The 25384-nt window shown below is 47.0% G+C and carries 20 protein-coding genes, 1 tRNA gene and 6 pseudogenes; 13 read left to right on the forward strand and 14 right to left on the reverse strand.

Annotation, left to right across the window (positions count from 1 at the left end; all coding sequences use genetic code 11):
- Positions 1 to 39 precede the first annotated feature (39 nt).
- On the forward strand, positions 40 to 765 hold the full coding sequence (locus tag HV261_RS08310) for a GNAT family N-acetyltransferase (protein ID WP_202037984.1): 726 nt from the start codon (positions 40 to 42) through the stop codon (positions 763 to 765).
- Positions 766 to 838: 73 nt separating this feature from the next.
- On the opposite strand, the gene HV261_RS08315 is transcribed toward HV261_RS08310, so the two are convergent.
- Both HV261_RS08315 and HV261_RS08320 read right to left on the reverse strand, forming a co-directional pair.
- A complete protein-coding gene (locus HV261_RS08315) occupies positions 839 to 2878 on the reverse strand; it encodes a DUF262 domain-containing protein (protein WP_202037985.1) in 2040 nt (679 codons plus the stop codon).
- The gene (locus tag HV261_RS08320; protein ID WP_202037986.1) at positions 2871 to 4292 is read right to left on the reverse strand and encodes a DUF262 domain-containing protein; all 1422 of its coding nucleotides are present in this window, start codon (positions 4290 to 4292) and stop codon (positions 2871 to 2873) included. The genes HV261_RS08315 and HV261_RS08320 overlap by 8 nt, the downstream gene beginning before the upstream one ends.
- A 20-nt stretch (positions 4293 to 4312) precedes the next feature.
- Between HV261_RS08320 and HV261_RS27920 the strand changes: the two genes are divergently transcribed.
- The 6 genes and pseudogenes from HV261_RS27920 to HV261_RS08350 all read left to right on the forward strand — a co-directional run.
- Complete coding sequence (locus HV261_RS27920; protein ID WP_442781031.1) at positions 4313 to 4864, forward strand: phage polarity suppression protein; 552 nt, start codon at positions 4313 to 4315, stop codon at positions 4862 to 4864.
- A 392-nt stretch (positions 4865 to 5256) separates the two neighbouring features.
- Positions 5257 to 5478 (forward strand): annotated as a pseudogene (locus tag HV261_RS08330) (transposase); the annotation flags it as partial.
- 103 nt (positions 5479 to 5581) lie between these two features.
- Positions 5582 to 6733, forward strand: coding sequence for an IS30-like element IS30 family transposase (locus HV261_RS08335; protein ID WP_001254932.1), 1152 nt, complete (start codon positions 5582 to 5584; stop codon positions 6731 to 6733).
- Positions 6734 to 6742: 9 nt separating this feature from the next.
- Positions 6743 to 7348 (forward strand): annotated as a pseudogene (locus tag HV261_RS08340) (IS3 family transposase); the annotation flags it as partial.
- Between the two features lie 272 nt (positions 7349 to 7620).
- Positions 7621 to 8697, forward strand: coding sequence for an IS110 family RNA-guided transposase (locus tag HV261_RS08345; protein ID WP_000227969.1), 1077 nt, complete (start codon positions 7621 to 7623; stop codon positions 8695 to 8697).
- 16 nt (positions 8698 to 8713) lie between these two features.
- A pseudogene (locus HV261_RS08350) lies at positions 8714 to 9022 on the forward strand (integrase core domain-containing protein); the annotation flags it as partial.
- A 7-nt stretch (positions 9023 to 9029) separates the two neighbouring features.
- Here HV261_RS08350 and HV261_RS08355 read toward each other — a convergent pair.
- Positions 9030 to 9644, reverse strand: a pseudogene (locus HV261_RS08355) (site-specific integrase); the annotation flags it as partial.
- Here HV261_RS08355 and HV261_RS27925 point away from each other — a divergent pair.
- Positions 9645 to 9887 (forward strand): annotated as a pseudogene (locus HV261_RS27925) (HumD family translesion DNA polymerase); the annotation flags it as partial.
- Positions 9888 to 10017: 130 nt separating this feature from the next.
- Here HV261_RS27925 and HV261_RS08360 read toward each other — a convergent pair.
- The 10 genes from HV261_RS08360 to HV261_RS08405 form a co-directional block, all read right to left on the reverse strand.
- Positions 10018 to 10099 (reverse strand) — tRNA-Pro (locus HV261_RS08360).
- A 70-nt stretch (positions 10100 to 10169) separates the two neighbouring features.
- A complete protein-coding gene (locus HV261_RS08365; protein ID WP_202037987.1) occupies positions 10170 to 11339 on the reverse strand; it encodes a MalY/PatB family protein in 1170 nt (389 codons plus the stop codon).
- Between the two features lie 191 nt (positions 11340 to 11530).
- Positions 11531 to 12025 carry a DUF1989 domain-containing protein gene (locus HV261_RS27930; protein ID WP_202037988.1) on the reverse strand — a complete coding sequence of 165 codons (495 nt, stop codon included), beginning with the start codon at positions 12023 to 12025 and terminating at the stop codon, positions 11531 to 11533.
- Positions 11946 to 12128 (reverse strand): DUF1989 domain-containing protein, encoded by a 183-nt coding sequence (locus HV261_RS27635; protein ID WP_202037989.1) that lies wholly within the window; start codon positions 12126 to 12128, stop codon positions 11946 to 11948. Before HV261_RS27635 ends, HV261_RS27930 begins: the two co-directional genes overlap by 80 nt.
- Before the next feature lie 261 nt (positions 12129 to 12389).
- Positions 12390 to 13645, reverse strand: a protein-coding gene (locus HV261_RS08380) for an IS3 family transposase (protein WP_202037990.1) whose coding sequence is annotated in 2 segments (ribosomal slippage) — positions 12390 to 13294 and positions 13294 to 13645 — 1257 coding nt in all. Because the reading frame shifts where the segments join, the coding sequence is not laid out codon by codon here.
- Between the two features lie 731 nt (positions 13646 to 14376).
- Positions 14377 to 16719: a primase-like DNA-binding domain-containing protein gene (locus HV261_RS08385; protein WP_202037991.1), complete on the reverse strand. Its 2343-nt coding sequence runs from the start codon at positions 16717 to 16719 to the stop codon at positions 14377 to 14379.
- A 14-nt stretch (positions 16720 to 16733) separates the two neighbouring features.
- Entirely contained in the window at positions 16734 to 17054 is a 321-nt protein-coding gene (locus HV261_RS08390; protein ID WP_032259921.1) for a DUF5375 domain-containing protein, read from the reverse strand.
- Complete coding sequence (locus HV261_RS08395) at positions 17051 to 17278, reverse strand: hypothetical protein (RefSeq protein WP_001216599.1); 228 nt, start codon at positions 17276 to 17278, stop codon at positions 17051 to 17053. Before HV261_RS08395 ends, HV261_RS08390 begins: the two co-directional genes overlap by 4 nt.
- A complete protein-coding gene (locus tag HV261_RS08400; RefSeq protein ID WP_023251666.1) occupies positions 17275 to 17826 on the reverse strand; it encodes a host cell division inhibitor Icd-like protein in 552 nt (183 codons plus the stop codon). Before HV261_RS08400 ends, HV261_RS08395 begins: the two co-directional genes overlap by 4 nt.
- Positions 17823 to 18089, reverse strand: coding sequence for a helix-turn-helix transcriptional regulator (locus HV261_RS08405; RefSeq protein WP_000546674.1), 267 nt, complete (start codon positions 18087 to 18089; stop codon positions 17823 to 17825). The genes HV261_RS08400 and HV261_RS08405 overlap by 4 nt, the downstream gene beginning before the upstream one ends.
- A 540-nt stretch (positions 18090 to 18629) precedes the next feature.
- Here HV261_RS08405 and sid point away from each other — a divergent pair.
- The 5 genes and pseudogenes from sid (at position 18630) to HV261_RS08430 (ending at position 23945) form a co-directional block, all read left to right on the forward strand.
- Positions 18630 to 19373, forward strand: a pseudogene (gene sid, locus HV261_RS08410) (capsid size-determining scaffold Sid).
- Between the two features lie 3 nt (positions 19374 to 19376).
- Positions 19377 to 19616: an STY4826 family bacteriophage gene regulatory protein gene (locus tag HV261_RS08415; protein WP_000468229.1), complete on the forward strand. Its 240-nt coding sequence runs from the start codon at positions 19377 to 19379 to the stop codon at positions 19614 to 19616.
- Positions 19617 to 19631: 15 nt separating this feature from the next.
- Positions 19632 to 20198 carry a phage polarity suppression protein gene (locus HV261_RS08420; RefSeq protein WP_202037992.1) on the forward strand — a complete coding sequence of 189 codons (567 nt, stop codon included), beginning with the start codon at positions 19632 to 19634 and terminating at the stop codon, positions 20196 to 20198.
- Between the two features lie 352 nt (positions 20199 to 20550).
- Positions 20551 to 23034 carry a hypothetical protein gene (locus HV261_RS08425; RefSeq protein WP_202037993.1) on the forward strand — a complete coding sequence of 828 codons (2484 nt, stop codon included), beginning with the start codon at positions 20551 to 20553 and terminating at the stop codon, positions 23032 to 23034.
- A complete protein-coding gene (locus HV261_RS08430; protein ID WP_202037994.1) occupies positions 23031 to 23945 on the forward strand; it encodes a hypothetical protein in 915 nt (304 codons plus the stop codon). The genes HV261_RS08425 and HV261_RS08430 overlap by 4 nt, the downstream gene beginning before the upstream one ends.
- A gap of 9 nt (positions 23946 to 23954) precedes the next feature.
- Here the strand turns inward: HV261_RS08430 and HV261_RS08435 are convergent, their stop codons facing one another.
- Positions 23955 to 25145, reverse strand: coding sequence for an integrase domain-containing protein (locus HV261_RS08435; RefSeq protein WP_202037995.1), 1191 nt, complete (start codon positions 25143 to 25145; stop codon positions 23955 to 23957).
- Positions 25146 to 25384 lie beyond the last annotated feature (239 nt).

The raw sequence follows: 25384 nt of genomic DNA on the forward strand, positions 1-25384 counted from the left end.
CTGCAGTCATTTGACACTCTATTATGAGAGGTAAATAGCATGTCATCCACGTTTAATGAATTCCAGCAACCCGTTGGTTTAGGGTTACCGGACTGGCAAGGTGCGCGATTTCCCACGGCTCAGCACATCACCGGTCGTTATTGCAAACTTGAGCGTATTAACGTCGAACGCCACGCAAAGGCGCTTTATGACGCCTATTGCGATACGCCTGACGCTCGCGACTGGACCTATCTCGCGTCAGGGCCATTCACGACCTTTGATTCTTTCTTAAGCTATTTAACGACGATTGCGACGCAGACCGACCCCATGCATTTTGCCGTAATCGATTTGGCCAGCATGCAGGCTGTCGGCACGCTGGCACTTATGCGCATTGATACATCGAATGGCGTAATAGAAGTGGGTTGGGTGACCTATTCATCACGCATGAAACGTTCGCGGGTTTCAACGGAGGTCATGTCGCTGCTGTTAGACTATGTTTTTGGGGGGCTGGGGTATCGTCGCGTTGAATGGAAATGTGATGCGCTTAATGCGCCTTCTCGAGCGGCAGCCACGCGCTTTGGTTTTACCTTCGAAGGCATATTCCGTCAGGCCGTTGTCGTACACCAGCGTAATCGGGATACCGCCTGGTATTCAATCATTGATAGTGAATATCCGGCGCTACGCGAAGCGTTCACTCTTTGGCTTGATGAGGGTAATTTTGACAGCGAAGGACAACAGATTAAGCGCCTGGCAACGCTGATAAATAATGAAAGCATGACGCCATAGATGCCCGCTCCGCCATAATACGCCGACAATGTTATATCCGCTCGCGACACCTTGCCGGGAGCGGCTTTCTGCATTAATACATCTCTTCCACTTCCTCGGCCAGCAGCGCTACCATCTCCTTACCATGACTGATAATCTCCTCCTCACCCCACTGCTTATTGCGCTTCATCAACTCGAGCATCGCCAGAAGTTTCAGACTGTCGATCTCTTTTCGAGCCAGGCTGGCTTCAAAATGCTCTCTCTTTTGCTGGGGTTGGAAATTACTTAGCCGCGAGTTTTTACTGTGGCTAATCAGGCAGAGATTCCCAAAAGCATGTAACTGATCTTCATCCATTCTGGGATGGCCATCTATAGGGTGCTGTGGATAAAAATGTTCCACCGAGCTTCGGAAGGTAAACTCAAAACGGCGGGCAATATCATTACTCGTGTTTTGTTTTTTCCACAGTAAATAGTCAAGATAGTTAAAAACAAAGTTATTTTCGATAGTCCCGAATCGTAATTTAGCGTTGATAGCCTGCGACCAACGTTTGCCGCAGATGATCTCTGGAAGAACATCATCATCACCAAAAATCATATTGTAATATGATGCAGCTTCATCCTGGGCTAAAAATCTCATAAAGACAAAGCGGCGAGCCATGTTCTCAAGATAAGCCAGGTAGTCTCCAGCATCAATTTCATCTTCCGGGCTGTGCTCATCAAACAAATATGTCAGCGCACCATTGAGCCAGTGTTTATAAACCAGTGTTGGTGTTGAGACATGGAAAGCTGATAGTAACATCAGGACCTGGCGGTTTATATCCTCAAACTCTCCCTCGTTATTATCAAAGGTATTAATATAACCTACACTTTGGGGCGAGTATTGATATAAGCGTTTCAGGCTCCATCCGTCTGTGCCCTGAGTGAATTCTCGTTTAATAATATAGCGATCAAAAAGATATTTGCATTTCAGTAAACTATAAATGAAAGCTTTTGCCGCGGCGATTGGCTTTTCCTGCTTCAGCAGGCGTGACTCAAATTGCTCAACGAGTTGCTTGTCATCAAGTGGCACTCCCTCAGTTGTACCTGGGTCTCTGCTGATAAGACGGAGTACATGAAGAAGGAAATTTGAAAAATTTATCACGCTGTTAAAACGCTCTGAGCCTGCGCTGTCTTCCTCTTGCTGGAGAGTACTATCCAGACGAGTGTCACACAATATTTCTTCCAGAGTTTGCCCCTGGCGTTGATGTTGTGCTTCTGTGGCGTCGGTATCTGGAAATGAGCCCGCTTGATTCAGCAATTCAACCAAATTGGAGAAACTGGTTGGATTAAATTGATGTATATGCTTTTTGCCAAACAGTTGTTGACGTTCTTTAGGCGTAAAACCGTATTGGACGTAACGTTCCATATTCGAACACGCGTCCCATACTCTGGCCAGAGTATCAAGACTTTTGTGTCGCTCTTTGGTATTCCTAATCCCATTCAGGACATTCATCAGACGCGCTTTGACGATTTCGTGTTTTTCGAGTTGTTCGCCACGATTGTTCATCGCCTCAAAAAAATGATTAAGATCGGTATCTGCTGGCACTTCGATGCGAGAAATCTGCACGTGATTGAACAGATACTTGCAAAACACCTTCAACGCGCGGCCTTTAAGCTGAAGCTCAGTCAACGCTTTGCCGATCATTTCGTAACCTCTGATCAAACCTTCGTTATAATCGTCACCGCGCATATGTTGCACATCTACGCCTTGCCATAACTTTTCGAAGGTGAGGGTAGAGACAGGGCGACTTTCGAAAGTGAGATTGAGTTTTTGATACCACTGCATATCAACAGATTTATCTGCGTGGCATTTCAGCCAATTAGCAAGTAGGGAGAGCGTTGTAAAGCGTTGTTGCCCGTCAATAACTTCATAGCAGTCATCCCCCCGGGAAAACACCACTAATGTACCGATGTAATAAGTCTGCGGATGCCTGGCGGAAGCGGATTTTTTCTGATAATCCAGCACATCCTGTAAAAGCTGAGTGATTTCGCCCTGGCCCCAGGCGTAATTACGCTGGTACATTGGAATCAAATATTTTGCGCGGTCGCTAAGTAAATCGTTTATAAAAAAAGGCCGTACGTGGGAATTACTCATAATATCTCATCTTCCTGAATAGCATGATTAGCTCATCTTCAGTTCCATTGCGATTATTTTTATTATCCTGGATGCCGAGCGTGCGCAGGGGGAAAGCATGTAGATCTTTGGGGTGGCGTGCATCACGGATAGTACGTAGTAGGTTGTTATGTAGCACATAGTTATCGACGGTAGCTAATTGAACCACCTGCTGACCGATACGGCAGGTATATGCCCAGATAAAGCATTTTTCTATCGCCAAAGACAGTTCCTGAGTCCCGAATTTATCTATATAAAAAATCAGAGCGCAATCGAACATCGCCCGGACATAGCGATCGCCAGTGCGGGTGCGCCTGACATAGCTGTTCAGGGTGTATAGAATATTACTTGCGCAGGGTTCCAGCACCTCATTCAATAGAGTAATTGGCTTATTCTCATCAGCATCTTTTTCTCTGTTGATAATAACAGCGACCTGCTTTTGATAATGTTCGGCCATTTCAAAGAAACGGCGGCCATTGATGATCATCTGATCCAGACTGAAGGGGAAACTTAGGCTCTGACCGTCAATTTTGCGTTGGTATTGACTGTTGTAATCATCGACATAGTGGTGGGCGATCCGCAATGAACTCACATACGGGAAATGCGCGATCTGAGAAATATTGATCCCTTTAAACAGGTCAACTTCACCTTTGCCAAAGAAGCGGGCTGATTTACCCTCTGCCCACTGACGAACCCGGAACAGGTAATTGGCAAAGAGCGTTGCCAGCCTTTCGCTAGGCATCCTCTCCCAGTGAGCGACTGCTTCAGCTTTTAGCCCAGCTTCATCAGCGGAAAACTCACGTAAGTGGAAGGCCTTAAGTAGATCGTGGGGAGCCAGATCTTTACCGCGTGCATTTTGTGAATCGAAGAACTGAAATGCTTCTGAAACTTCATTCAACACGAAAGTGACAACTTCGCAGCGGTTCAGCATAAAGTCGATAAGTTCTTCGCTGAACTCGGTGCGTTCAACAAGCCTGAGTAACTCCAGGTAATTACGTCGAAGATTGGCTTGTGAATCCAAACTGGCAAAACGCTGACGTGCCATAAAAGCATCGACATCAGGTTTGAGTTTGGTAAGTTGCTCGACCAGGTCTTTGCGTTTGAGGTTGTGCAGGCGAGTTTCTGTCAATGCTTTGACTGCCAGCATTAAGGTCAGGGTTCGTTGTTGACCATCAACAATATCCAGCCACGTTTTTTCTTCTTCCAAGTGCTTATGGAAAACAACGGAACCTAGTCGATAGGCCGTTTTATCGCGGTGCGATCCCAGATCGGCAAAAAGATCAGCTATATTTTTGCTATTCCAGCGATAAGGGCGCTGGTAACTCGGAATCGCTAATTGCTTAACAGAAAGTAATTGACGAATGGATATGACCTGTTTATCAAGCTGCTCCATCATGCCTCCTGCATGAATTTAAAATGGAGAACAGCTTTTTATTGTCCATGAAACATTCTATTAATGCAATCAATGATGCTCTAACTTATTGTTATTGCTTGACTAAAGTTAAATTTTCATGGTTCGCGGTTTTTTATTTATTATTAAATTCACTAAGAACTTTACCATTATTTTGGGATGTTGTGATTATTATCTATTGTGCCATGTGGTTTTCATTTTTTGTGGATATATATATTAAAATCGGATGTATTCATTCTATTTTATTCGCCCAATTGAATGGCAGCAAGCAGATGGTATGTTGTTCTAACCACAATTTTTGTGGGGCTAAGGTTAAACCGAACAGAGACAAAACGTCCTCAGCTTATGCCAGGGGCTTTTCACCGGTGTTTGGTGGGCAGGCCGACTTTGAATGGGAATATTGCGAACAGTTCATTGCCGGTGACGAACCGAGCCAGCGCAGAATGCAGGGTTTGCGCAACAGTATCGACGTGACAAAATGGGAGATTAATCAGGCCGCCGTTCGCTATCGCTATATCCGCTCACATGAGGCGGTGCACAATTTTCTCTGGATTTAGCTGGATGTTCTCGGGCTGTAACGGGCACAAAAAAGCCCGCAGGGCTTGCGCCGTGCGGGCTCTTAGGACTTCATCGGATGACTCTGGTAATCACCGATGGAGAGTTTTGGCTGGCGGGAGTTGAACCAGCGTCCGAAAACGTATAACACCATGAAAATAAAAAATTAAACTGACATAATTTTTTATGCGGCTCGTTTGCGGAGCCTTCTGTGTCCACGATGTGTCTTAGCTTACGCTATCGCTTATTAGATTTTTTTAACTCATTCAAATTCAATAATCTTTCAACAAGTTTATAAACCATAGTGGAAGGGTTATCTGTTTGAAGTGGTTTACTGAATTTGGCCACCTGAACAGAGGTGATATGCTCACCTCAGAACATTACAGGTGCCTCAATGAAAAAAAGAAATTTCAGCGCAGAGTTTAAACGCGAATCCGCTCAACTGGTCCTTGATCAGAACTACACAGTTGCAGCTGCGGCCAGTGCTATGGATGTGGGTCTTTCTACCATGACGCGATGGGTAAAGCAGTTGCGGGATGAACGACAGGGCAAAATACCTAAAGCCTCTCCTATAACCCCGGAGCAGATTGAAATACGTGAGCTGAAGAAAAAACTATAACGCATTGAAATGGAAAACGACATATTAAAAAAGGCTACTGTAGATTCAATTGGTCAACGCAACAGTTATGTGAAAACATGGGGTTGCGGAGGTTTTTTGAATGAGACGAACATTTACAGCAGAGGAAAAAGCCTCTGTTTTTGAACTATGGAAGAACGGAACAGGCTTCAGTGAAATAGCGAATATCCTGGGTTCAAAACCCGGAACGATCTTCACTATGTTAAGGGATACTGGCGGCATAAAACCCCATGAGCGTAAGCGGGCTGTAGCTCACCTGACACTGTCTGAGCGCGAGGAGATACGAGCTGGTTTGTCAGCCAAAATGAGCATTCGTGCGATAGCTACTGCGCTGAATCGCAGTCCTTCGACGATCTCACGTGAAGTTCAGCGTAATCGGGGCAGACGCTATTACAAAGCTGTTGATGCTAATAACCGAGCCAACAGAATGGCGAAAAGGCCAAAACCGTGCTTACTGGATCAAAATTTACCATTGCGAAAGCTTGTTCTGGAAAAGCTGGAGATGAAATGGTCTCCAGAGCAAATATCAGGATGGTTAAGGCGAACAAAACCACGTCAAAAAACGCTGCGAATATCACCTGAGACAATTTATAAAACGCTGTACTTTCGTAGCCGTGAAGCGCTACACCACCTGAATATACAGCATCTGCGACGGTCGCATAGCCTTCGCCATGGCAGGCGTCATACCCGCAAAGGCGAAAGAGGTACGATTAACATAGTGAACGGAACACCAATTCACGAACGTTCCCGAAATATCGATAACAGACGCTCTCTGGGGCATTGGGAGGGCGATTTAGTCTCAGGTACAAAAAACTCTCATATAGCCACACTTGTAGACCGAAAATCACGTTATACGATCATCCTTAGACTCAGGGGCAAAGATTCTGTCTCAGTAAATCAGGCTCTTACCGACAAATTCCTGAGTTTACCGTCAGAACTCAGAAAATCACTGACATGGGACAGAGGAATGGAACTGGCCAGACATCTAGAATTTACTGTCAGCACCGGCGTTAAAGTTTACTTCTGCGATCCTCAGAGTCCTTGGCAGCGGGGAACAAATGAGAACACAAATGGGCTAATTCGGCAGTACTTTCCTAAAAAGACATGTCTTGCCCAATATACTCAACATGAACTAGATCTGGTTGCTGCTCAGCTAAACAACAGACCGAGAAAGACACTGAAGTTCAAAACACCGAAAGAGATAATTGAAAGGGGTGTTGCATTGACAGATTGAATCTACAACCGCGCTCTTGATGTCAGACTCCCTGAACAATTCTCGTTAATCGGGAAACTCAGAGCGCAGTATCCTGTGGTCACACTTTGCCACGTGTTCGGGGTTCATCGCAGCAGCTACAAATACTGGGGAAAAAGCCCCGAAAAGCCAGACGGCAGGCGAGCTGTGTTACGCAGTCAGGTTCTGGAGCTGCATAACATCAGCCATGGCTCTGCTGGCGCAAGAAGTATCGCGATTATGGCAACCCTGAGAGGCTTCAAAATGGGACGCTGGCTTGCCGGAAGGCTCATGAAAGAACTGGGTCTGGTGAGTTGTCAGCAGCCTACCCACCGATATAAACGTGGTGGTCATGAACACATCGTTATCCCGAATCGCCTTGAGCGACAGTTCGCAGTGACAGAGCCGAATCAGGTGTGGTGCGGCGATGTGACATATATCTGGACAGGCAAGCGCTGGGCTTACCTTGCTGTTGTTCTCGATCTGTTCGCAAGGAAACCGGTGGGTTGGGCAATGTCATTCTCACCGGACAGCAAGCTGACCATCAAAGCGCTGGAAATGGCGTGGGAAGCTCGCGGTAAACCAGCCGGAGTGATGTTCCACAGTGACAGTAATAATGCCGATGTCAGTCTTTACCACCACTTAGTTTGCCGTTTAACCAGATTGGTGTGATTACTGATGCAGTGAAGACCTTCCCGCATCCTGACTCACACAGCGATCGACCTTTTGTGTCCTGCCCTGGACCCGTCGGTTGCCGGAAGCGCCTTCATGCGAGGCATCTCCTCACCGATGCGCGTGACTCAAGAAGGGCCTGACGGCTTGTCTCGTTACTGTCCTGTCCGGGTTATCTGTCTGGAGATTCAACTCTGTTTCCTCACAGGAGCTCTGTCATGGTTGATAAAGTTACCGAAGCTGCCGTTGTGGGTGGCGTGGATACACATAAAGATTTGCACGTTGCCGCTGTCGTAGATCAGAACAATAAAGTCCTTGGGACTCAGTATTTCTCCACAACACGACAAGGTTACCGGCAGATGCTGGCATGGATGACCTCGTTTGGGACATTAAAGCGAATTGGTGTTGAGTGCACAGGTACCTATGGTTCCGGTTTGCTTCGTTATTTTCAGAACGCCGGGTTAGAAGTTCTTGAGGTGACTGCTCCAGACCGGATGGAGCGACGCAAACGGGGTAAAAGTGACACAATTGATGCTGAATGTGCCGCTCATGCAGCATTCTCAGGCATCAGGACAGTTACTCCCAAAACGCGTGATGGCATGATTGAGTCCCTGCGGGTATTAAAAACTTGCCGAAAAACAGCAATATCAGCCCGCAGAGTCGCTCTCCAGATTATCCATTCAAATATTATCTCTGCCCCGGATGAATTACGTGAACAGCTCAGAAATATGACGCGCATGCAGCTCATCAGGACCCTGGGTTCCTGGAGACCTGATGCCAGTGAATACCGCAATGTAACCAACGTTTATCGCATTTCATTAAAGTCCCTTGCCCGACGCTATCTCGAGTTACATGACGAAATCGCTGATCTGGATGTCATGATTGCGGCAATTGTCGACGAGTTGGCACCTGAGCTGATTAAACGTAATGCTATCGGATACGAAAGCGCTTCACAGTTGCTGATCACTGCCGGAGACAATCCTCAACGGTTAAGATCAGAATCAGGATTTGCGGCACTGTGTGGTGTCAGCCCGGTCCCCGTTTCTTCTGGAAAAACGAACCGTTACCGACTTAATCGTGGTGGAGATCGTGCTGCAAATAGTGCACTTCACATCATCGCCATCGGACGCTTACGAACTGACGCAAAAACAAAGGAATATGTCGCCAGGCGTGTAGCCGAAGGACATACAAAAATGGAAGCGATACGCTGTCTAAAGCGATATATCTCCCGCGAAGTTTACACGTTACTGCGCAATCAAAACAGGCGGATCAACAGTATCCCGATAACAGCTTGACTCTTAGAAGGGCGTCCAGGGTAGCCACTATACAAGCAGGCAGTTCCGGCAGCTACTGTGGCGTTACCGGATCAGGCAGAGTATGAGCAGACGTGGAAACTGTTGGGACAACAGCCCGATGGAACGCTTCTTCCGGAGTCTGAAAAACGAGTGGGTGCCAGTGACAGGTTATATAAACTTTAGCGAAGCTGCTCATGCGATCACAGACTATATCGTCGGGTATTACAGCTCGCTAAGGCCGCATGACTATAACGGTGGATTACCACCAAACGAATCGGAAAGTCGATACTGGAAAAACTCTAAAGCGGTGGCCAGTTTTTGTTGACCACTTCAAGGTTAGCACCTCGACTGATATGGCTGGTGGCGAATGTATGTCTGGTCTGATATGGGTTCCTGTATCGAATACCAGCTTTTCGCAATGTTGGCACCCATGCTTTTTTCCTAATAGCATCAGCACTTGCCCAAGGCTTTTTGGTTTTTGGGTCTTCAAAGACAGTAGCGTCCTTCATGAAGGTGAACGGTTTCTGATTTATCAGAGCCAACATTGCTTCATCTGTCAGCTCAACTTTTCGGGTACCTGCTTTTGTCTTGGTCCCTTTGATCACACCAACTACACTGGCACTCTGAACATGAGCGGTCTTTCCAACGAAGTCGATATCACGCCAGCGAAGAGCACATAGTTCAGAACTACGTAGGCCTGTTTGTATAGCGAACCGGAAAAGATTTTCCCATTGCTTGTTTCCTGCCACAGCGAGTAAAGCTTCAACTTCAGCGGGCGATAGCGGATCGACCACGTAGCTGCTTTCGGCTTCCGATTTATCACTTTGGTAGCGTGAGGCTGTTACCAGTGATACAGGGTTAATCTGAAGCACACCATCCGTCACCGCCTCATCCAAAGCAGAACGCAAGAATGACAGTTGGTTTCGGATAGTTTTCAATGTTGTTTTATCGACTCATCCTTATCGCCATGCGATGGTTCGTTGCTGATATGTGCGATGGATGGAGAATTCAGGATTAAGCGTTACCGGGCGCACCCGAAGCCGCACCTGATAAACCTGGAGAACGGGAGAAGGGAAGCGATACCAGCCGAAAAGGAAGGATACGGCACTTCGCTCCCGGTGTTCGGGGTGATCACCTACATCATTAATGATGCGAGGTTAGGGGAGTTTGATGACTGTCCGGCAATGTGAATTGCTGAAATTTTGCTGTGTAGTCGATGCGCGGTGTCGGGGTTTTTCCCCGGTAATTCCCCATTGTTTCCCCGTACAGAAAACAGGCATAAAAAAACCAGCCGTAAAGGCTGGTTCTTAAAGGAGTTTTTGGTCGGCACGAGAGGATTTGAACCTCCGCCCCCCGACACCCCATGACAGCCAGCTACCGTCTTAAGGACTGCTATGTGCCAGAAGCGGAAGTTCGTTATGCTCGTCTGTTCCTGCGTCTTAATCTTAAAGCTATAGCCGTTGGATGGAATTTCAGGAAAAAGCCACCTTCAGTTGTTCAAGCCCCTGCTGCAAAATTTCTCTCGGACAGGCGAAATTTAGCCGTTCGAACCCATCGCCTTCCTTCCCAAAAGTTTCTCCCCACGTCAGTCCTACTCGAGCCTTGTCAATAATGACCTGCCTGAGCTCGTCCGGTGTGAGACCCAGAGCTCGGAAATCCAACCAGGCTATGTATCCACCACGGGGTCTAACCAGTATTATTTGAGGCAAGTTTACCTTTAAAAATGCATCCATATAATCCAAGTTGGCCTGGAGATAGCTGTTAAGATGTGCGAGCCACTCCTGCCCTTTTTGGTAAGCAGCAGTGACGGCGGTCAGGCTGAAAATATTGGTTGCGAAATCAAAATCCATACTAACCCTAACGCTTTCTAGGCGCTGCCATAGTTCCTCATTCGGTATAATACCGATAGCATAAGTCAGTCCCTGGAGATTAAAAGCTTTGGATGGGGAGGTTAAGGTCACCGAGTTCAGACTACTGCGAGTTGATACGCTGCCATAGGGCACAAATGCTGCATTGTCATAGGTTATATAGCTGTTGATCTCATCACTGACCACCAGTACATCATGTCTGTCACAAATATCAGCAATGAGGGATAACTCCTCCCGAGTAAATAGTCGTCCGGTAGGGTTATGGGGGTTAACCAAGAAAAATAGTCTGACATTTTCTCTAACGAGAGTTTCCTCAAAACTGATCGGATCGAAGAGGTAGTGATTTCCATCAAAGGTTAGTACCTGCGTAACGACGTTGCGCTCAGCACCTTCAATGACGCTGATGGCAGGATGAAAATGCGGCGCATGAATCAGGATATTATCACCCGTCTTAGTAAAAGCGCGCAGACATAAAGAAAGCATGGCCCACATACCAGGGCAGTTGGTCAGCCAGGTCCTTTCTATATTCCAGTGGTGATTTTTACTGAACCAGTCTGTTATCGCCTGGTAATAATCATCTGTTTTGTATTCGTACGCATAAACCCCACTCTCTGCTTTCTTTACTAGCGCTTCTCGCACACATGGTGGGGACTTAAAATCCATATCAGCAGTTCCGAAGGAAATAATACCGTGTTGCTGATATCTTCCCCATTTGATCGATGGTGAATCTGACCGATTAATAATTGTGTCAAAGAGACAATCTTCTATTTTCACCTTTAATCTCTATTTGCGAAGTATACTTAAGCAGTATCACAACGCCCTCAATGCTGCAAGATGCTCGGACCATGGACACCTGCATTCAAAAAAGAGCCCAGCAAATAAGTGACTAATTCCATCCTTAACATCACTAATTGTACCTGGATTCGCTCCTTGCACTATGACTGTACAGTCCGACTGTCACGGTCTTAACCAACAATAATCTGGATAGCAGTACAACGGCCTCCATTGGTTGGATGGAAGTCAACAGAACAGGCAGTAACTACGACATATAGATCCGTCTCTGCCCGCAATATCACATTTCCGCCGGGAGGATTGCCAGAGGCTAGGACTTCAAGTTTACCGTCAGCCTGCGGTTCAGAACGTTGGAAGAAATTAACTGGGTCCGGGACGACAGGAAGTGAGATATCCGCCTTTTGGAGCGCTGAAAGCATGTTGTCGCGACAGTTGGGATGATCGAACAGGCCAGCCCGTTCGTAAAGACCAGGGTTACACGCCGGGAATAGCATATCATGCGGACACGGTGAATTATCCTGCACAAAGGTAAGGAAGGGCCGGCCTTTCTCGCTGTAAAACAACTCTCCGGTTGCGGGAAATAATCGCTCAGTTATGTCTCGTGTCTGTGATGTACTGAGCCAATCTTTCTCTCCAGCCTCGACAGAAATAGCCCAGAAGGTCAGCAACCTGCTGACCTTCTGGATCAATAACACGGAACGTTTGACCTTTAGTAACCCAAAATCCCCGGCCTTCCTGTGCAGGAATATCAATCTTTAACTGCTCATTCATTTTCTAAAATCCATTCTGGTTATATGCGTGAAATATTAACAAAACTGATGTGGCATGCCTAATGAATGGTTAGGTGAGGTAAAAACCGGCAAGGAAAAAACGAATTTACCTTCAAAACGTCCGCTGTTCGCTCATAGCAGACGCTCACATCAGTTATGGCTAAAAGCAGGTATGAGGGGAAGATGACAGACTATGGTGAAAGAAAAGTGGGCTGCTGTTTGTGGTTGCATTGAGGAGGGCGAATGAGGCAAAAGAGCATGACTAGTCCTGATATAGGTTGACAGTTTTTTGTCTATAAAACGCCTGATGAACATCATCGGGCGTTTTGTATTTCAGGGCCAGATGTGGCCGTTCATGGTTATAAATGGCCACGGACTCTTTTACCATCATTCGGGCTTGTGCAAGATCCACCGGGCGGGAGAGTAAAAACTCATTTTTCAGTATCCCGTTTATTCTCTCAGCCAGCGCATTCTGGTAGCAGTCGTAACCATCGGTCATTGAACAGATTATTCCGTTTCGCTCATGAACTGACTGATAAAGTACCGAACAGTATTGCAGTCCTCTGTCAGAGTGATGTACCAGCGGACCTGTCGTTTTTCTCCGCCTCAGAGCCTGTCTGAACGCCTTTACCACGTTTTCTGTCTGCAGGTTTTCCCCGACATGGTAACCCACGATTTTTCTGGAGCAGGCATCGGTGACCAGACTCAGATAAGCCGTGCCGCTGCGTAGTGGAAGGTAAGTTATATCAGCGACCCAGACCTGCTCTGGCTCAAGGGCGGTAACCTGTTCAGGGCCGGGTTTCAGCAGATTAGGATGCCGGTAAAAGCGATGATGGCTGTTGGTTGTTTTGTGATATGCCCGTTTCACGGGGACCAGGAGCCGGTATTCACCCAGCAGGTTAAACAAACGGTCCCGCCCTATAGCCAGTGTTTTACCGGCCTGGGTGTTCAGCAGATAGTGCAGTTTACGCGTACCTATTCGCGGCTGACGGCACCGGGTACGGGCAACAAAATCAAGAACCTGAGCATGATGCTCCTGCCGTTTATTACATCTTGTGTTGTACTGGTACCACGCCTGTCTGCTGTGCCCCAGGAACTGACATGCACGCGTAACTGTTATTTTTGGGGCCTGACTTTGCGTGAGGACTTGCCGGGCCGCTTTTTTACAACACTCACCCCGTAATCATTTTTCAGGACGTTGATAACGGACTCAAAAAACTCAGCTTTCTGGTTTGCCAGCTCAAGCTGTTCTTCAAGTTCCCTGATTCTTTGCTCGGGTGTAAGCGGGGCAGTCGTCTGAGCCACAGGCAGTTTCCTCTTCACCAGGTCAGGAAGTCCGGGACTCCAGTCAAGCCGGCCATATTTACGCAGCCAGACAAGTACGGTGGAGCGCCCCTGAATGCCATATCGCTGCTGGGCCTGTTTATAGGTCATCTCGCCTTTTTCGACCTGCTCAACGACGGCTATTTTAAAGGATAGAGGATAATCGCGTTGGGTGCGTTTGAACTCAGTCATCATCACGTTCTCCGGAATTAAATCTGGAACGTGTCAACGCTATTCAGGACGGGTCAGCAAAAACAAAAAAGCCCGCATAAGCGGGCTTTTTTGTCACTCGGGAGCCGCGGCTCCTTTGCGTATCCTTTTTTGTCCCCTCACCGTCTGGTCGGTGTCCTGCTGAGACTGCTAACTTCCTGTTTTTGCTAGTGCTGTCCTGGCACTGTCCAATCATGATTGGTGGGCTGGCGGAGTCTGAATAAATTTCTCAATGTATTAAATATAAATGATTTTTCCGTATTCAACTTTCAGTTGTGTACCTAAACGTGTACCAATTATGAAATGTCATAGTAATACGATCCCTCTTTAGAAATGTGTCACCTTTTTCATGTGGTCTTTTATTTAAACAATAAGCACAGAAAAAAAGTTTTTTTGCATTTAACTGTTCACACTGTTCACCTCGGTTATTTATCATTTTATATCATGTGGTTAGGTGGTGATGAGTTGGTGAAGAGTGAACAGTCGACTCTTCACCTTTGTGATTTTTGCTCGTCCTGGATGCGCCCGGTAAGGCGATGCGCGGGGTGATAAAAAGTTTTTTCAGGTTTTATTGTTCACACTGTTCACCTCTGGTTTTTTATTAATAATTTCATGGTGATACAGGGTGAATATACGATGAAGGGTGAACAGTGGATTGTTCACCTTGTGGCAATGGCCAGAAAGGAAAAGACCGGCTGTTGCCGGTCTGAGTGAGGTTATGTTGCTGCGGGTTCGTCGCACTTCGGCAGCCAGTCGCCGTAGCTTTCCTCTTTCAGCGACAGATTGGTTTGTATCCCCTGCTTGGTGTGCCGCTTCTCATAATTCAGGCCGTACTCTTTCAGCATCATGGGCAGCCCCAGCCCGAACATTTTCAGGCTGAGCACGTTTCTGTATCCGTTGGCCTCCATATAGGCCAGATACGCGTGATAGAGATATTTACGATAATTCCGCGGGATGATGCTGGCATTCCCCATAAACATCCCGTTGGTCTGCGGGAGCATTTCCAGATAGCCGCAAAAATCAAATGTCGGGTCAGCATCGCGCTTAATGCTGAGCGCCTCGTCGGAGTTCTGCTGCGACTGGAGCAGTGCGCGCGCGGTCATCGGGTCGCTGAATTTCTGCATAAGCTGGCGCACGATGACGGCCAGCTCGCGCGCAATTTTATCCCTGAGCTGCGGGTCTCGTTCCTCCGGGGCAATCTGCTCCGGGAAATGAATAATCACCCGGCGACGGGAGACGCCGCCGCTGCGGTCGGTGAAGCGCATCGGGTTATTGTTCACGGCCAGAATCACCGCCGGAATATGTGTTGAGTACGGGTTCTGATATTTCGGGTCAACCGAGACCGCATCGCCGCCGGTGATGGCCTTAAGCCCTGCACCGTCACCGCTCCATTTTTCCTGGTCAGGCAGACGGATTAGTGAGAAGCCAATCAGGGAGGCACGCTTGCGCGGGTCTTCCAGTGTGTCGATATCGGCTGACGTGGCGTTATCTTCCCCGGCGAGCAGGGTCGCGATTTCAGCCAGAATACTTTTGCCGCTCCCGCCGGGACCGGTGACTTCGAGAAAGAGCTGCCAGTCGTAACGGTTCGCCAGCACCATAAACAGCGCAGCCAGAATCACGTCGCGTTTTTGTGGATTTTTACCGGCCGCACGGTCGAGCCAGCGCCAGAAGTTCGGCGCGTGCGTCTCCAGCGTTTCCCCCTCCACCGGCGGGGTAAAATCCACATCACACAGCGTGCGCAGCCAGTGCGATTTGTGGTGCGGGCTGAATGCGCTGCTTTGGGTATCAAGTACCCCGTTGCGAAAGCCAATCAGACGACGTGCCGGTGTATCCTGCTGGGGAATAATCAGTTTCAGGGTCTCCACCACCGAGGCAATTTTCCCGGACGAGAACGGGGCGCGCAGACGCTGGAATAAGTCAGCCACATTTCGTGAGAAAGTGGCGACAGGGATATTTTTCCAGATGCCGTTTTCATAGCGGGACAGGAGCTGGCCGTTCGCATCCACCGCCAGCGCTTCGCCGTAATGCTCATGCACCCGCAAGGCCTTGTCGCTGGCGCTCATGGCGGTAAATTCCGCCTCGCTCATGGTGTCGAACGGGCTTTGCGCCGGTGGCCGGATGGCGTCATAAATAGTTTTGCGCGTGGCTTCCTCGCCGTACTGTATAAACGCATCATTCCAGTCACCGAACACCGGCGGCAGGGCAACAACGCCCTCACAGGCGTCTGCGGCCGCAGCGGCTTTACTCTGGCCGTCGCCGTTAAGGTCACGGTCGGCGGCGAGGACAATCTGACAGGCCGGATATTTCTGACGGGCAAGGCTTGCCAGAGAAAGGAGGTTCACGGAGGACAGCGCCACCATGACGGTTTCGCCGGTCAGGTGATGCACGGTGAGTGCGGTCGCATAACCCTCCGCAATCCACAGGCGTTTTCCGGCCTGTTTTTTCCCTTCGATGATATGACATGCCCCTTTGACCTGACCGCCTTTCAGGGTGCGTTTGAGACCGTCAGCATTGATAAGCTGAAGGTTAACCAGTGCGCCGGTATCGTCATACAGCGGGACAACCACATCACCGGTGCGGAACGTCACGCCGCCGGTTTTATGTATGACGGTGAGCGTCAGACATTCCTGAGCGGGGAAACCCTTGCGGGTGAGGTAGGCGTTGCCGGTGGCCGGTCGGATTTTCTCCATGAGCCTGACGGCCAGCGCGACCGCCGCTTTGCGGTCGGCACTGGTTGCAGCCTCTGCGGCCGCAATCACTTCCGGGGCAACCGGCGGCAGGTTGCCGGTCACGGCGTTCACTTTCCGGGCGGCCTCAGACGGATTTACACCGAACACCTTTTCGACAAGCCTGAGTCCGTCACCCGAACCGCACCGGTTGCAGTACCACGTGCCGCGCCCCTCCAGGTCATCAAAGCGAAAGCGATCGCTACAGGCATCACCGCCACAAATCGGGCAGGCCTGATGGCGGTTTTTAATCACCTTCACACCCAGTGCAGGGAGAATGCGCGGCCAGTGACCGCACGCCTGTTTTACGGTTTCTGTTACGTTCATTTTCATGGTTATTTTCTCCCTCAGTGCAGTGCCGGTGCGGTGATATGACGGGCGCAAAGCTCATCCATCACGGCCAGCCCGAAAAAGGACAGCGACGGCGCGGCTTTGAGTGGTCCGGCTTCCATTAAATCTTCCAGCAGTGCACAGGCAATCTGGCGACCTTTTTCCTCGCCGTGCTGGCGCAGGTAAAAGCCCTCCAGCTCGGCGGCAATGGCGCTTTCCAGCGCGTCGAGGGTGAGGTGCGGGTAGCGGTGCTGGCGTTCGCACAGGGTCAGCCATGCACAGGCCACGGCGCGACGATACAGCGCGGCGCGTAATACGGGCGGTAATGGCTGTTTCATACGTTACCCTCCCCGGTCAGCCACTGCTGATTGCAGCGTTCGACCACGCCGTCGAGCTGGGCGGTCATGAGGTAAATCACGGAGGTGAGCTGTAACTGCTGCGCCGGGTCACGACGAACGGTGGCGCAATCCTGCACCTGCATCAGGTCGCCGACGAGCTGGCCGACATTGCGCATATGCTCCAGACATTCGAGGTCACGGGCGGTAATGGTGGTGTGTCTCATGCGCGAACCTCCGCAACCGGCAGACGGCCAGCAAACGAGAGAACGTAATCGCGAACGAGAGAAAGGCGTGCGGCGTGCTCATCACCGGCAACGGTGCGGAGCATACAAATACGAGGGGTACGGTCTGCGCGACGAACAGCAGCAAACACAAAGACAAACTGCGGGTGTGACGGGGTGAGGGTCGTAGCCATAGTGGCAACCTCCATTGAGTAGCGGTTATTGCCACCACCGGAGTTCCTACGCTCATGGGTGGTGACCCGAACGGGGGTAGGAATACCGGCCTCAATGAATACCGGCCAGCCCGAAGGCTGCCCCGCCCGGATCACCATTATCTGACAGGGGCTAAGGTGTAAACACCACAGCCCGAAAAATGGGTGTGCCTGAGCAACGACGTAAAAAAAGACGCATGGCGCGTCCGGTGTCGCCATTGAGTAACTCGGGTTCCTACGCCCGGCTGCCGATTTTGCGACAGCGGGAAAACTATACCTGGAAACGGCGAAAAGAAGCAAGCCAGAAAAAGGGGCTGTTTGCTGAACGGTCATCATCATGCGTCATAGCCCCGGTTACGTTCGGCAATGCGATCCGCCATCCATGCAGTGATTTCAGACTGCGCCCACGCCACATTTTTTCCGCCGAGGGAGATTTGTTTCGGGAAGGCTTCCCGGCTGATGAGGTCGTAAATGGTCGAGCGGGACAGGCCGCACAGATGCATCACTTCGGGCAGACGGATAAAGCGCTCGTGAACGGTATCAGAAACCGGCATCAGCGGGGCGGCAGGGGCAGAAGACGGGGAAGAAAAAGCGATGTGCATTGGGCTACCTCACAAAGTCCATACAGTGCCGGTCGTGTCCGTCCGGCTTCGGGTAGCTCTCTATTTTGTGAATATTTTTACGCAGGGCAACAAGTCATTTTGTACTGCTCCATCACACAACAGAGCGTTTTTTATACAGTGGCAAACGTTGGCCGTTTTTTGGTAAATGTTGGCAAACCGGTGGCCCATTTATGATTACTTTTGTTTATATATTTCTATTTTTTAATCGCTAAAAAGTCTAAGTAGCTGACTGGCTGAACAAACTGAAAGGTGAACAGTGGTGAACAGACGGTGAACAGTCAGATCTTTAACTGTTCACCCTTTAACTTACTGTATTACTTATCTTTTTATTTAAGGTGAACAGTGGTGAATAGTTATAAGTAAAAAAACAAACGGTGAGTAAGGTTTTCCTGCGACCTTTCTCTGGCCAGCCGGTTTTTAAGGTCTGTTTGTGCCAGCACTCTGACAACGGCAATGAATCGTGTTGTTGTGCAGGAGGCGTCAGAATCATTTCAGGTTGAACACACGGAGAGCCTGAACATGAAACCCGAACTCATTATCAAAGCCATGCAGACCGTTATCAGTAAACAGGATGAAGGCGCGGAACAACGTATTGCCGGTGCGCTGGCCGCACTTAACGAAGCAAAAGACGCACACACGGCCAGCATGGGTAAACTCAGCGACATTGAGGCTTCCATTCAGCGTTGTGAGCAGGAACGACAGACTGCCCTCAGTGAAAGCGCACAGGCCGAACAGGACTGGCGCAGCCGCTTTCGAACCCTGCGCGGTAACCTCACTCCTGAACTGAAAGCTGAACACAGTAAACGTATCGCCAGCCGCGAACTGGCTGATGAGTTCACCGGTCTGATTACCGAGCTGGAGAAAGACAAAAGCCTCGCCATGCTTGGTGCATGCTCCTCCGGTACGGCTTATATCAGCGCCCATGAAAAAGCGTTCACTACCTACGCAAACAGCGAGTGAAAGAAGGCGTTAGCCGGTATCAGCCCCGCACTGTTACGTGCCTTTCTGTTGCGTATACGGTCGCTGGAAATGAGCGGAGAAACCTCGCCGCGTGCGACCGTGACTCGTGAGCTGGGTGATGCCCTGAATCTGCAGTCAGCCCTGTATCATTTTGATATGGAGCAGGAGCCGGTTCTGTCCGTAACGGGCATGAATCGCCCGGTCATAACCGGGGTTGATATGGCGCTGTTAAGAAGCCCGGCCAGACGGATGAAGCTTGCCGCTGAACTGGCCGCAAAAGACCACGAACAGGCAGAGGGCTGAATCATGTTTCACTGCCCGTTCTGCAAAAAGACCGCGCACGTCCGTACCAGCCGGTATCTGTCGGAAAACGTCAAACAGCGTTATCACCAGTGTACCAATATCGAATGCTCGGCCACTTTCCGCACCATCGAGTCGGTTGACGGTGTGATACGTGCCGCACCGGAGAAACCCGACCCCGCGCCGGTGGCGCCACCGCCGCCGCGCAAAGTACAGGGCTGCTACAGTTCGCCGTTCCGGCATTAATCAGGAGAGAGACACGTGACCACTGTGACAATACAGCAGGCCTTTGAGGCCTGTCAGACGAACAAAAACACCTGGCTGAAACGTAAAGCCGAACTTGCAGACCTTGAACGGGAATACCGTGAACAGCTCCTTGCCGGTGACGAACAAATCCCGCGCAGAATGCAGGATTTGCGCGACAATATCGATGTGAAAAAATGGGAAATTAATCAGGCCGCCGGTCGCTATATCCGCTCACATGAGGAGGTGCAGCACATCAGCATCCGCAACCGTCTCCATGACTTTATGCAGCAGCACGGCGCGGAGCTGGCCGCCACGCTGGCGCCTGAACTTATGGGATATCACGAACAGCTTCCCGCAGTAAAACAGAGCGCCATGCAGCACTCGGTTGATTATCTGCGTGAAGCCCTGTCGGTGTGGCTGTCCGCCGGTGAAAAAATTAATTATTCCGAGCAGGACAGCGACATTTTAACGGCCATCGGATTCAGGCCTGATGCGGCTTCGCGGGATGATAATCGCCAGAAATTCACTCCGGCACAGAACCTGATTTACACCCGCCGACGTGCAGAACTGGCCGCACGGTAGCACGCAAAAAAATCCGCGAAAATTCCGCTATTTTTGCCGAAAAAAGCCATGCATCCATAAGGTGCATGGTTTTGCATGCAAATCCCCGTATTTTTTATCCCACGCAACACCAGTACCGGCGCGGCCTGAGGCCGTTCATGCACCTGCATTAAAAGCGACCTCTTAAGCGGGCAGGCGTGGCGGGGAGAGCATTGCGCGCCGTGAACAAAACAATAATTATTATCTAGGCATTCAAGTAACAAGTGAAAATCACAAATATCTCTCTCGCTGAGTGTTAAAATCGAAGTAGGGTGTTAAAATTCTTTTGAAGGAATTGGTAAGAATCTAGCCGATACTCTGGGGATAGAGATTTATGCTTGCATCAAAAATTGCACTTTATTTCATGAGAAAAAAGAAATCGTGGCAATATTATTATGCTATTAAAAGTTTAGTATTTGAGGTTTATAAATATCTATATAAACTCAAAAACACAATAACCGAAAAGAGAGAAAATGCGGGCGCAGGGTTTGCATTGCTCAAGTTATCTTTTTTTTCATTGGTAATGCCTATCTTAATTAGCCTGTTTCTCTATTTCTCTCAATCGTTTTTCTCTGATTTCTTTAAGGGGTTATCCTTTAAGGTTGACGGAGGTGGGAACTATGGGACTCTACTTGGAGTTGTAACAAGTATAAGTGGTGTTTTTATTGGTTTGTATTTCTCTGCTATGGTTGCAATAGCTGGTGTAATTTACGCAAACACGGATGATAAGATAAGACGAGTTCTGATAAATGATAGGCTTAGTAATTTCTATTTAAGGTTTTTATCATTATTTACTGTGTTCGGTGTTATACAGCTCTGTCTAAATTGTTTAGGGGTGGCGACTAATCCGTTATCAATAGTATTAATTTTTATAGGTTCGGCAGTAGCTGCTATGTCGTTTATCCCTCTAGGTAAAAGGATGTTTGAATTATTTGATCCGTCAAGGTTGAGTTTATTGGTGATGGAAAAGGTCAATAAATCAATAAATAACGTTATAGCTGGGGATTCTCTTTGGTATGAGAAAAGTTTTCAAGCGCACGAATATAAACTTGCAAAAGCAAATTTATTAACATTAGTACGCTTAACCGAACTAATAGGGCGTAATCAAATAACTAATGGACATAGGTTTGTTGGTGTGGCTACAGAGTTAGTGGTTTTTTTATATAATTACCGTAAATTGAAAAATAAGATCCCTACAAATAGTATGTGGTTTGAGGATATATATGAGTATGAAAAGTTGTACTTTACGCCTGGATTTAAACTTGACGTGAATTTTGCGACGGCGACTCTTGCATCACCTCAAAGTATAAAAAATCATAACTGGTTAGAAAAAGCTTGTTTTTCAATTATTGTTGAATGCCTTAATACGAATGTTAAAAATAAGAGGTATGATGAGATCAATGGTACGATGATTGCGATTCAGAATTATTTTGAACAATCATCACTTGATGGAGACATAGAGCTATCGATTGAATTACTGAATGATGTCTATAGGGTTTTCAACGACGCGGAAAATATTAAGCTATTGACCTTAGGTGATGGCGGCTTATCCAAAACGATTGGAGTGTGGGAGTATTTATCTTCATTGCCCATAATGCTATTCTTATCTTATATTAGATTCGTTGAAAAAATAGACTTGTCCGCGATGAATGATTTAGTGGAGTCAATAAATTGGTTTGATAAAAGAAACATCTACCTACATAAATTCTCGCGTGAATCATTAAAATATTTGGAAGTGGTTAAAGATAAGATAATATTAGAAAAGAAAATAGAAGGTAAGGTAGTAACTTCGTCTCGTCAAATAGCAGAGGATATAATTAATATCGAATCCTTAAGAGTTCAGGGGGGAATTGAACGGATAATTAACACTCTTACAGGTTTTTATGATGAATCGTTTTGGTTTGTGAATGAAATTAATTTGAATGAAGTAGGGCACGTTGTTTTTTCTAAGAGAGATGAGTTTGTATCAAAAGTTATAAGTAATACTCATGATATTAGCTTGATCAGCAAAAATAATGAAGGTTATTTGGATGGTTGGTTTAATAAGCAGTTAGTAAGTAAAGTTAAAATGTTATCAGTAATGCACGGTAGAGGTAATTTAAAAATAAATAGCAGCATGCCAGATTATAATGGATACAGGTGCTATTGGATAACAAATGAATTAGTCAATGGATTCATCAAAAATGACAATGAGATTGTGAAGTTATTATACCCTTGTGCATTAAAAGAGAGCCTGTCTCAATTTTTATTATTATATGGCTCTGAAGATATTGTAGCTCTTGCAGAAACACAAAAGATTATTTTTTCAATTCCTCCCTTCGCAAATTTTATGTTTGTAACAGGAATGGGTATTGTTTTAGCAGAGTTTTTTGAGAACAATGAAATTCTAGAGATAATTAAAAATGAATGGACTTGCTACCTTGGTGACGACTCCAAAAAAATCGAGTTTATATATGGGTTAGGGCTAACTCTTGATGATGACACTAACATTAATATGTATGGTTTGAGATTCAACTGGGGAAGGAAATTATATGATTTGTTAGCCAGCATTCCATTGGAATACTCCAGTTCTGGATGTAGTTACTACGCAATACCAGAAGAAATATATATGCATCCTAGTGCATTGGTCAGATTGTATGCAGAGAAAAATAACATGCCATCTTACAATTTATGGGATGTATTCTTCGCAACATTCATGATGACTTCTGCGTATTCTGATAAAACAAAGTTTTCTAGAAATGTTAACACTCTGCTCTCTGACATAGAGGAGCAAGAGAAAAAATACATAGAATATTTTAAAAGTAAGGAGATGTCATGATTTATAATAAAAAGAGGTTTATATATGTGAGGAAATTACTATCGGCCATATATAAAAAACATTCAGTGAATGTGAATGAAAATCATTGCCATATGTTTATAAATGATCTTAAAAGTTTTGTTGCGCCTTACTCTAACTATACTAACTATGGATATTTAGCTATAGAGTTTGTAGGGAGTGAGGAAGATATAACAAAAACAGTAAAACTCTTAGAGGTAATAACCGGCAAAAAATATCGTGAAAGTGCTGGTTTAGTTGGTGATGTAATGCGGAAATTTACTTCTGACTTGCTTTATAATAATGGGGTGAAATATTATAAATATTCATTTGATGATGAGTTTTTTTTTCAGAGTATCGATGGGATTAATATTTTTGAGTTTCTGAATGTAGCCGTGATGGTTGTTCCTGTTTATAGTAATTTAATTAAAAGACAGCATGGAAAACACAAGGCTTATGAAAGCATTGAACATGTTCTCAAGTTATCAATACCAAAAGAGTGTGGTGGTGGGATGTCGGTCAGGGACTTTATTATTAATTTAAGTGCGTGTAAGGATATGCCTCATCATGTAATGGATTTATTTGGTGGGAACTATATACAATATTCAAATGTAAAGAATTTAGAAATATTGAAAATTACTAAGGGTTGGGGGTGGAATATGCGAGGATTAGTGAATGATAATTTAAGTGATACATATAAATACTATAGAAAAATAAATTTCATATTGAGTCTTATAAAGCTGAGGGCGTATTTATTGCAGGAGTTGAATTTATTTATTGCATCAATGAATTTAGATGCTGAAATAAAATTAAAGGAACGGTATGAAAGTTCCTTTCTCCAAGATTTAAAACATAAAATTGATAAAGGAACTATATTGAATAGTGAACTTAAAACAATTTTAGGTCCTAATTAGGGCTATTGTTCAGTGATGGGCTATTATATTACCCCACCATTCCATTAGCTCAACGCGTTGCTGAATGTATGTGCTTCGGTTATATGCTCTTCTTATTTCATTTTTATCTATATGTGCAAGAGCAGCTTCTATGACATCTGGATTCATCCCTGCTTCGTTCATTGCAGTACTTGCTATAGAGCGTAGGCCATGTGCAACCAATTTCCCACCATAACCTATTCGCTTAAGTGCAGCATTGGCAGTTTGACTATTCATAGGTTGTTTTGGATTATTTCTGCTGGGAAAAACATGTTCTCGATGTGCACTAATAGGTTTCATCACATTCAGAATTTCTATTGCTTGTGGTGATAAAGGAACAATGTGCTCACGCTTAGCCTTCATCCGCTCTGCAGGAATTGTCCAGAGCTTTGTATCGAGATCGATCTCTGTCCATCGAGCGCCAGATGCCTCCGATGGACGAACTAGGGTCAGGAGCTGCCATTCAATAAGACAACGAGTCGAAACAGAGAGATTCGACATCACTAAAGAGCGCATAAGCATCGGCAATTCTTCTGGTCGTAGCGTGGGCATGTTCTGCTTTTTGGGTTTCTCAAATGCCATTCCAACACCTGATGCCGGGTTAGCATCAATCAGGCCGGTGTTGACTGCGTAAATCATTATTTCGTTAATGCGCTGGACCAAGCGACGAACAGTCTCTAATGCGCCGCGTGCTTTGATTGGTTCCAATGCTTCAACTATCGTTCTGGCCTTAATCTCCTGAACAGGTATCGCGCCTATTGCTGGGAATACGTCTTTATCTAGAGAACGCCAAATATCTTTCGCGTAGTCCTCTGTGACGCTTTTGCTCTTCATTTTGAACCAGTTGGCGGCCACAGTTGAGAAAATGCTATCCAGCTCAATCTGACGTTGCTCTGATGCTTGCTCTTGCTGCTGTTGTGGATCCATCCCCTGCGCGAGTGTAGCCAAATGTTGGTCACGTATCTGGCGAGCTGTTGCGAGTGTAAGGGCAGGATATGAGCCGAGACTCAAATTGGTTCGACTGCCACTGGCTGGGCGTTGATAGCGGAAGCGCCAGAGTTTTTTACCGGTTGTTTTGACGAGCAAGAACAGGCCATCACCATCATGAAGGGTGAAGTCTTTTTCACGGGGTTTAGCTTTGAGGATTTCGTTGTTAGTGAGGGGGCGTGTGATGCGCGCCATGTCTGGATCCCTTCCATAATTGGTACACGTTTAATGGACTACAGTATAGCGTGTACCTAAACGTGTACCAATTTTCTCTGGATTTAGCCGGATGTTCTCGGACAACGACAGACACAAAAAAGCCCGCAGGGCTTGTGCCGTGCGGGCTTTCAGGATTTCCCCGGACGTATCCGGAAGAGCAAGTGGTGGGCTGGTGTCCCTGTACTTTTAATCATAGTGTATTGATATTTAATGTTTTT

Source organism: Citrobacter sp. RHBSTW-00671 (genome assembly GCF_014103415.1).
Taxonomy (GTDB): domain Bacteria; phylum Pseudomonadota; class Gammaproteobacteria; order Enterobacterales; family Enterobacteriaceae; genus Citrobacter.

Coding starts and splice junctions, on each gene's coding strand:
- HV261_RS08310 (WP_202037984.1), top strand. CDS start 40: ATGTCATCCACGTTTAATGAATTCCAGCAACCCGTTGGTTTAGGGTTA.
- HV261_RS08315 (WP_202037985.1), bottom strand. CDS start 2,878: ATGAGTAATTCCCACGTACGGCCTTTTTTTATAAACGATTTACTTAGC.
- HV261_RS08320 (WP_202037986.1), bottom strand. CDS start 4,292: ATGATGGAGCAGCTTGATAAACAGGTCATATCCATTCGTCAATTACTT.
- HV261_RS27920 (WP_442781031.1), top strand. CDS start 4,313: ATGGAGAACAGCTTTTTATTGTCCATGAAACATTCTATTAATGCAATC.
- HV261_RS08335 (WP_001254932.1), top strand. CDS start 5,582: ATGAGACGAACATTTACAGCAGAGGAAAAAGCCTCTGTTTTTGAACTA.
- HV261_RS08345 (WP_000227969.1), top strand. CDS start 7,621: ATGGTTGATAAAGTTACCGAAGCTGCCGTTGTGGGTGGCGTGGATACA.
- HV261_RS27635 (WP_202037989.1), bottom strand. CDS start 12,128: ATGAATGAGCAGTTAAAGATTGATATTCCTGCACAGGAAGGCCGGGGA.
- HV261_RS08385 (WP_202037991.1), bottom strand. CDS start 16,719: ATGAAAATGAACGTAACAGAAACCGTAAAACAGGCGTGCGGTCACTGG.
- HV261_RS08390 (WP_032259921.1), bottom strand. CDS start 17,054: ATGAAACAGCCATTACCGCCCGTATTACGCGCCGCGCTGTATCGTCGC.
- HV261_RS08395 (WP_001216599.1), bottom strand. CDS start 17,278: ATGAGACACACCACCATTACCGCCCGTGACCTCGAATGTCTGGAGCAT.
- HV261_RS08400 (WP_023251666.1), bottom strand. CDS start 17,826: ATGATGATGACCGTTCAGCAAACAGCCCCTTTTTCTGGCTTGCTTCTT.
- HV261_RS08405 (WP_000546674.1), bottom strand. CDS start 18,089: ATGCACATCGCTTTTTCTTCCCCGTCTTCTGCCCCTGCCGCCCCGCTG.
- HV261_RS08415 (WP_000468229.1), top strand. CDS start 19,377: ATGTTTCACTGCCCGTTCTGCAAAAAGACCGCGCACGTCCGTACCAGC.
- HV261_RS08425 (WP_202037993.1), top strand. CDS start 20,551: ATGCTTGCATCAAAAATTGCACTTTATTTCATGAGAAAAAAGAAATCG.
- HV261_RS08430 (WP_202037994.1), top strand. CDS start 23,031: ATGATTTATAATAAAAAGAGGTTTATATATGTGAGGAAATTACTATCG.
- HV261_RS08435 (WP_202037995.1), bottom strand. CDS start 25,145: ATGGCGCGCATCACACGCCCCCTCACTAACAACGAAATCCTCAAAGCT.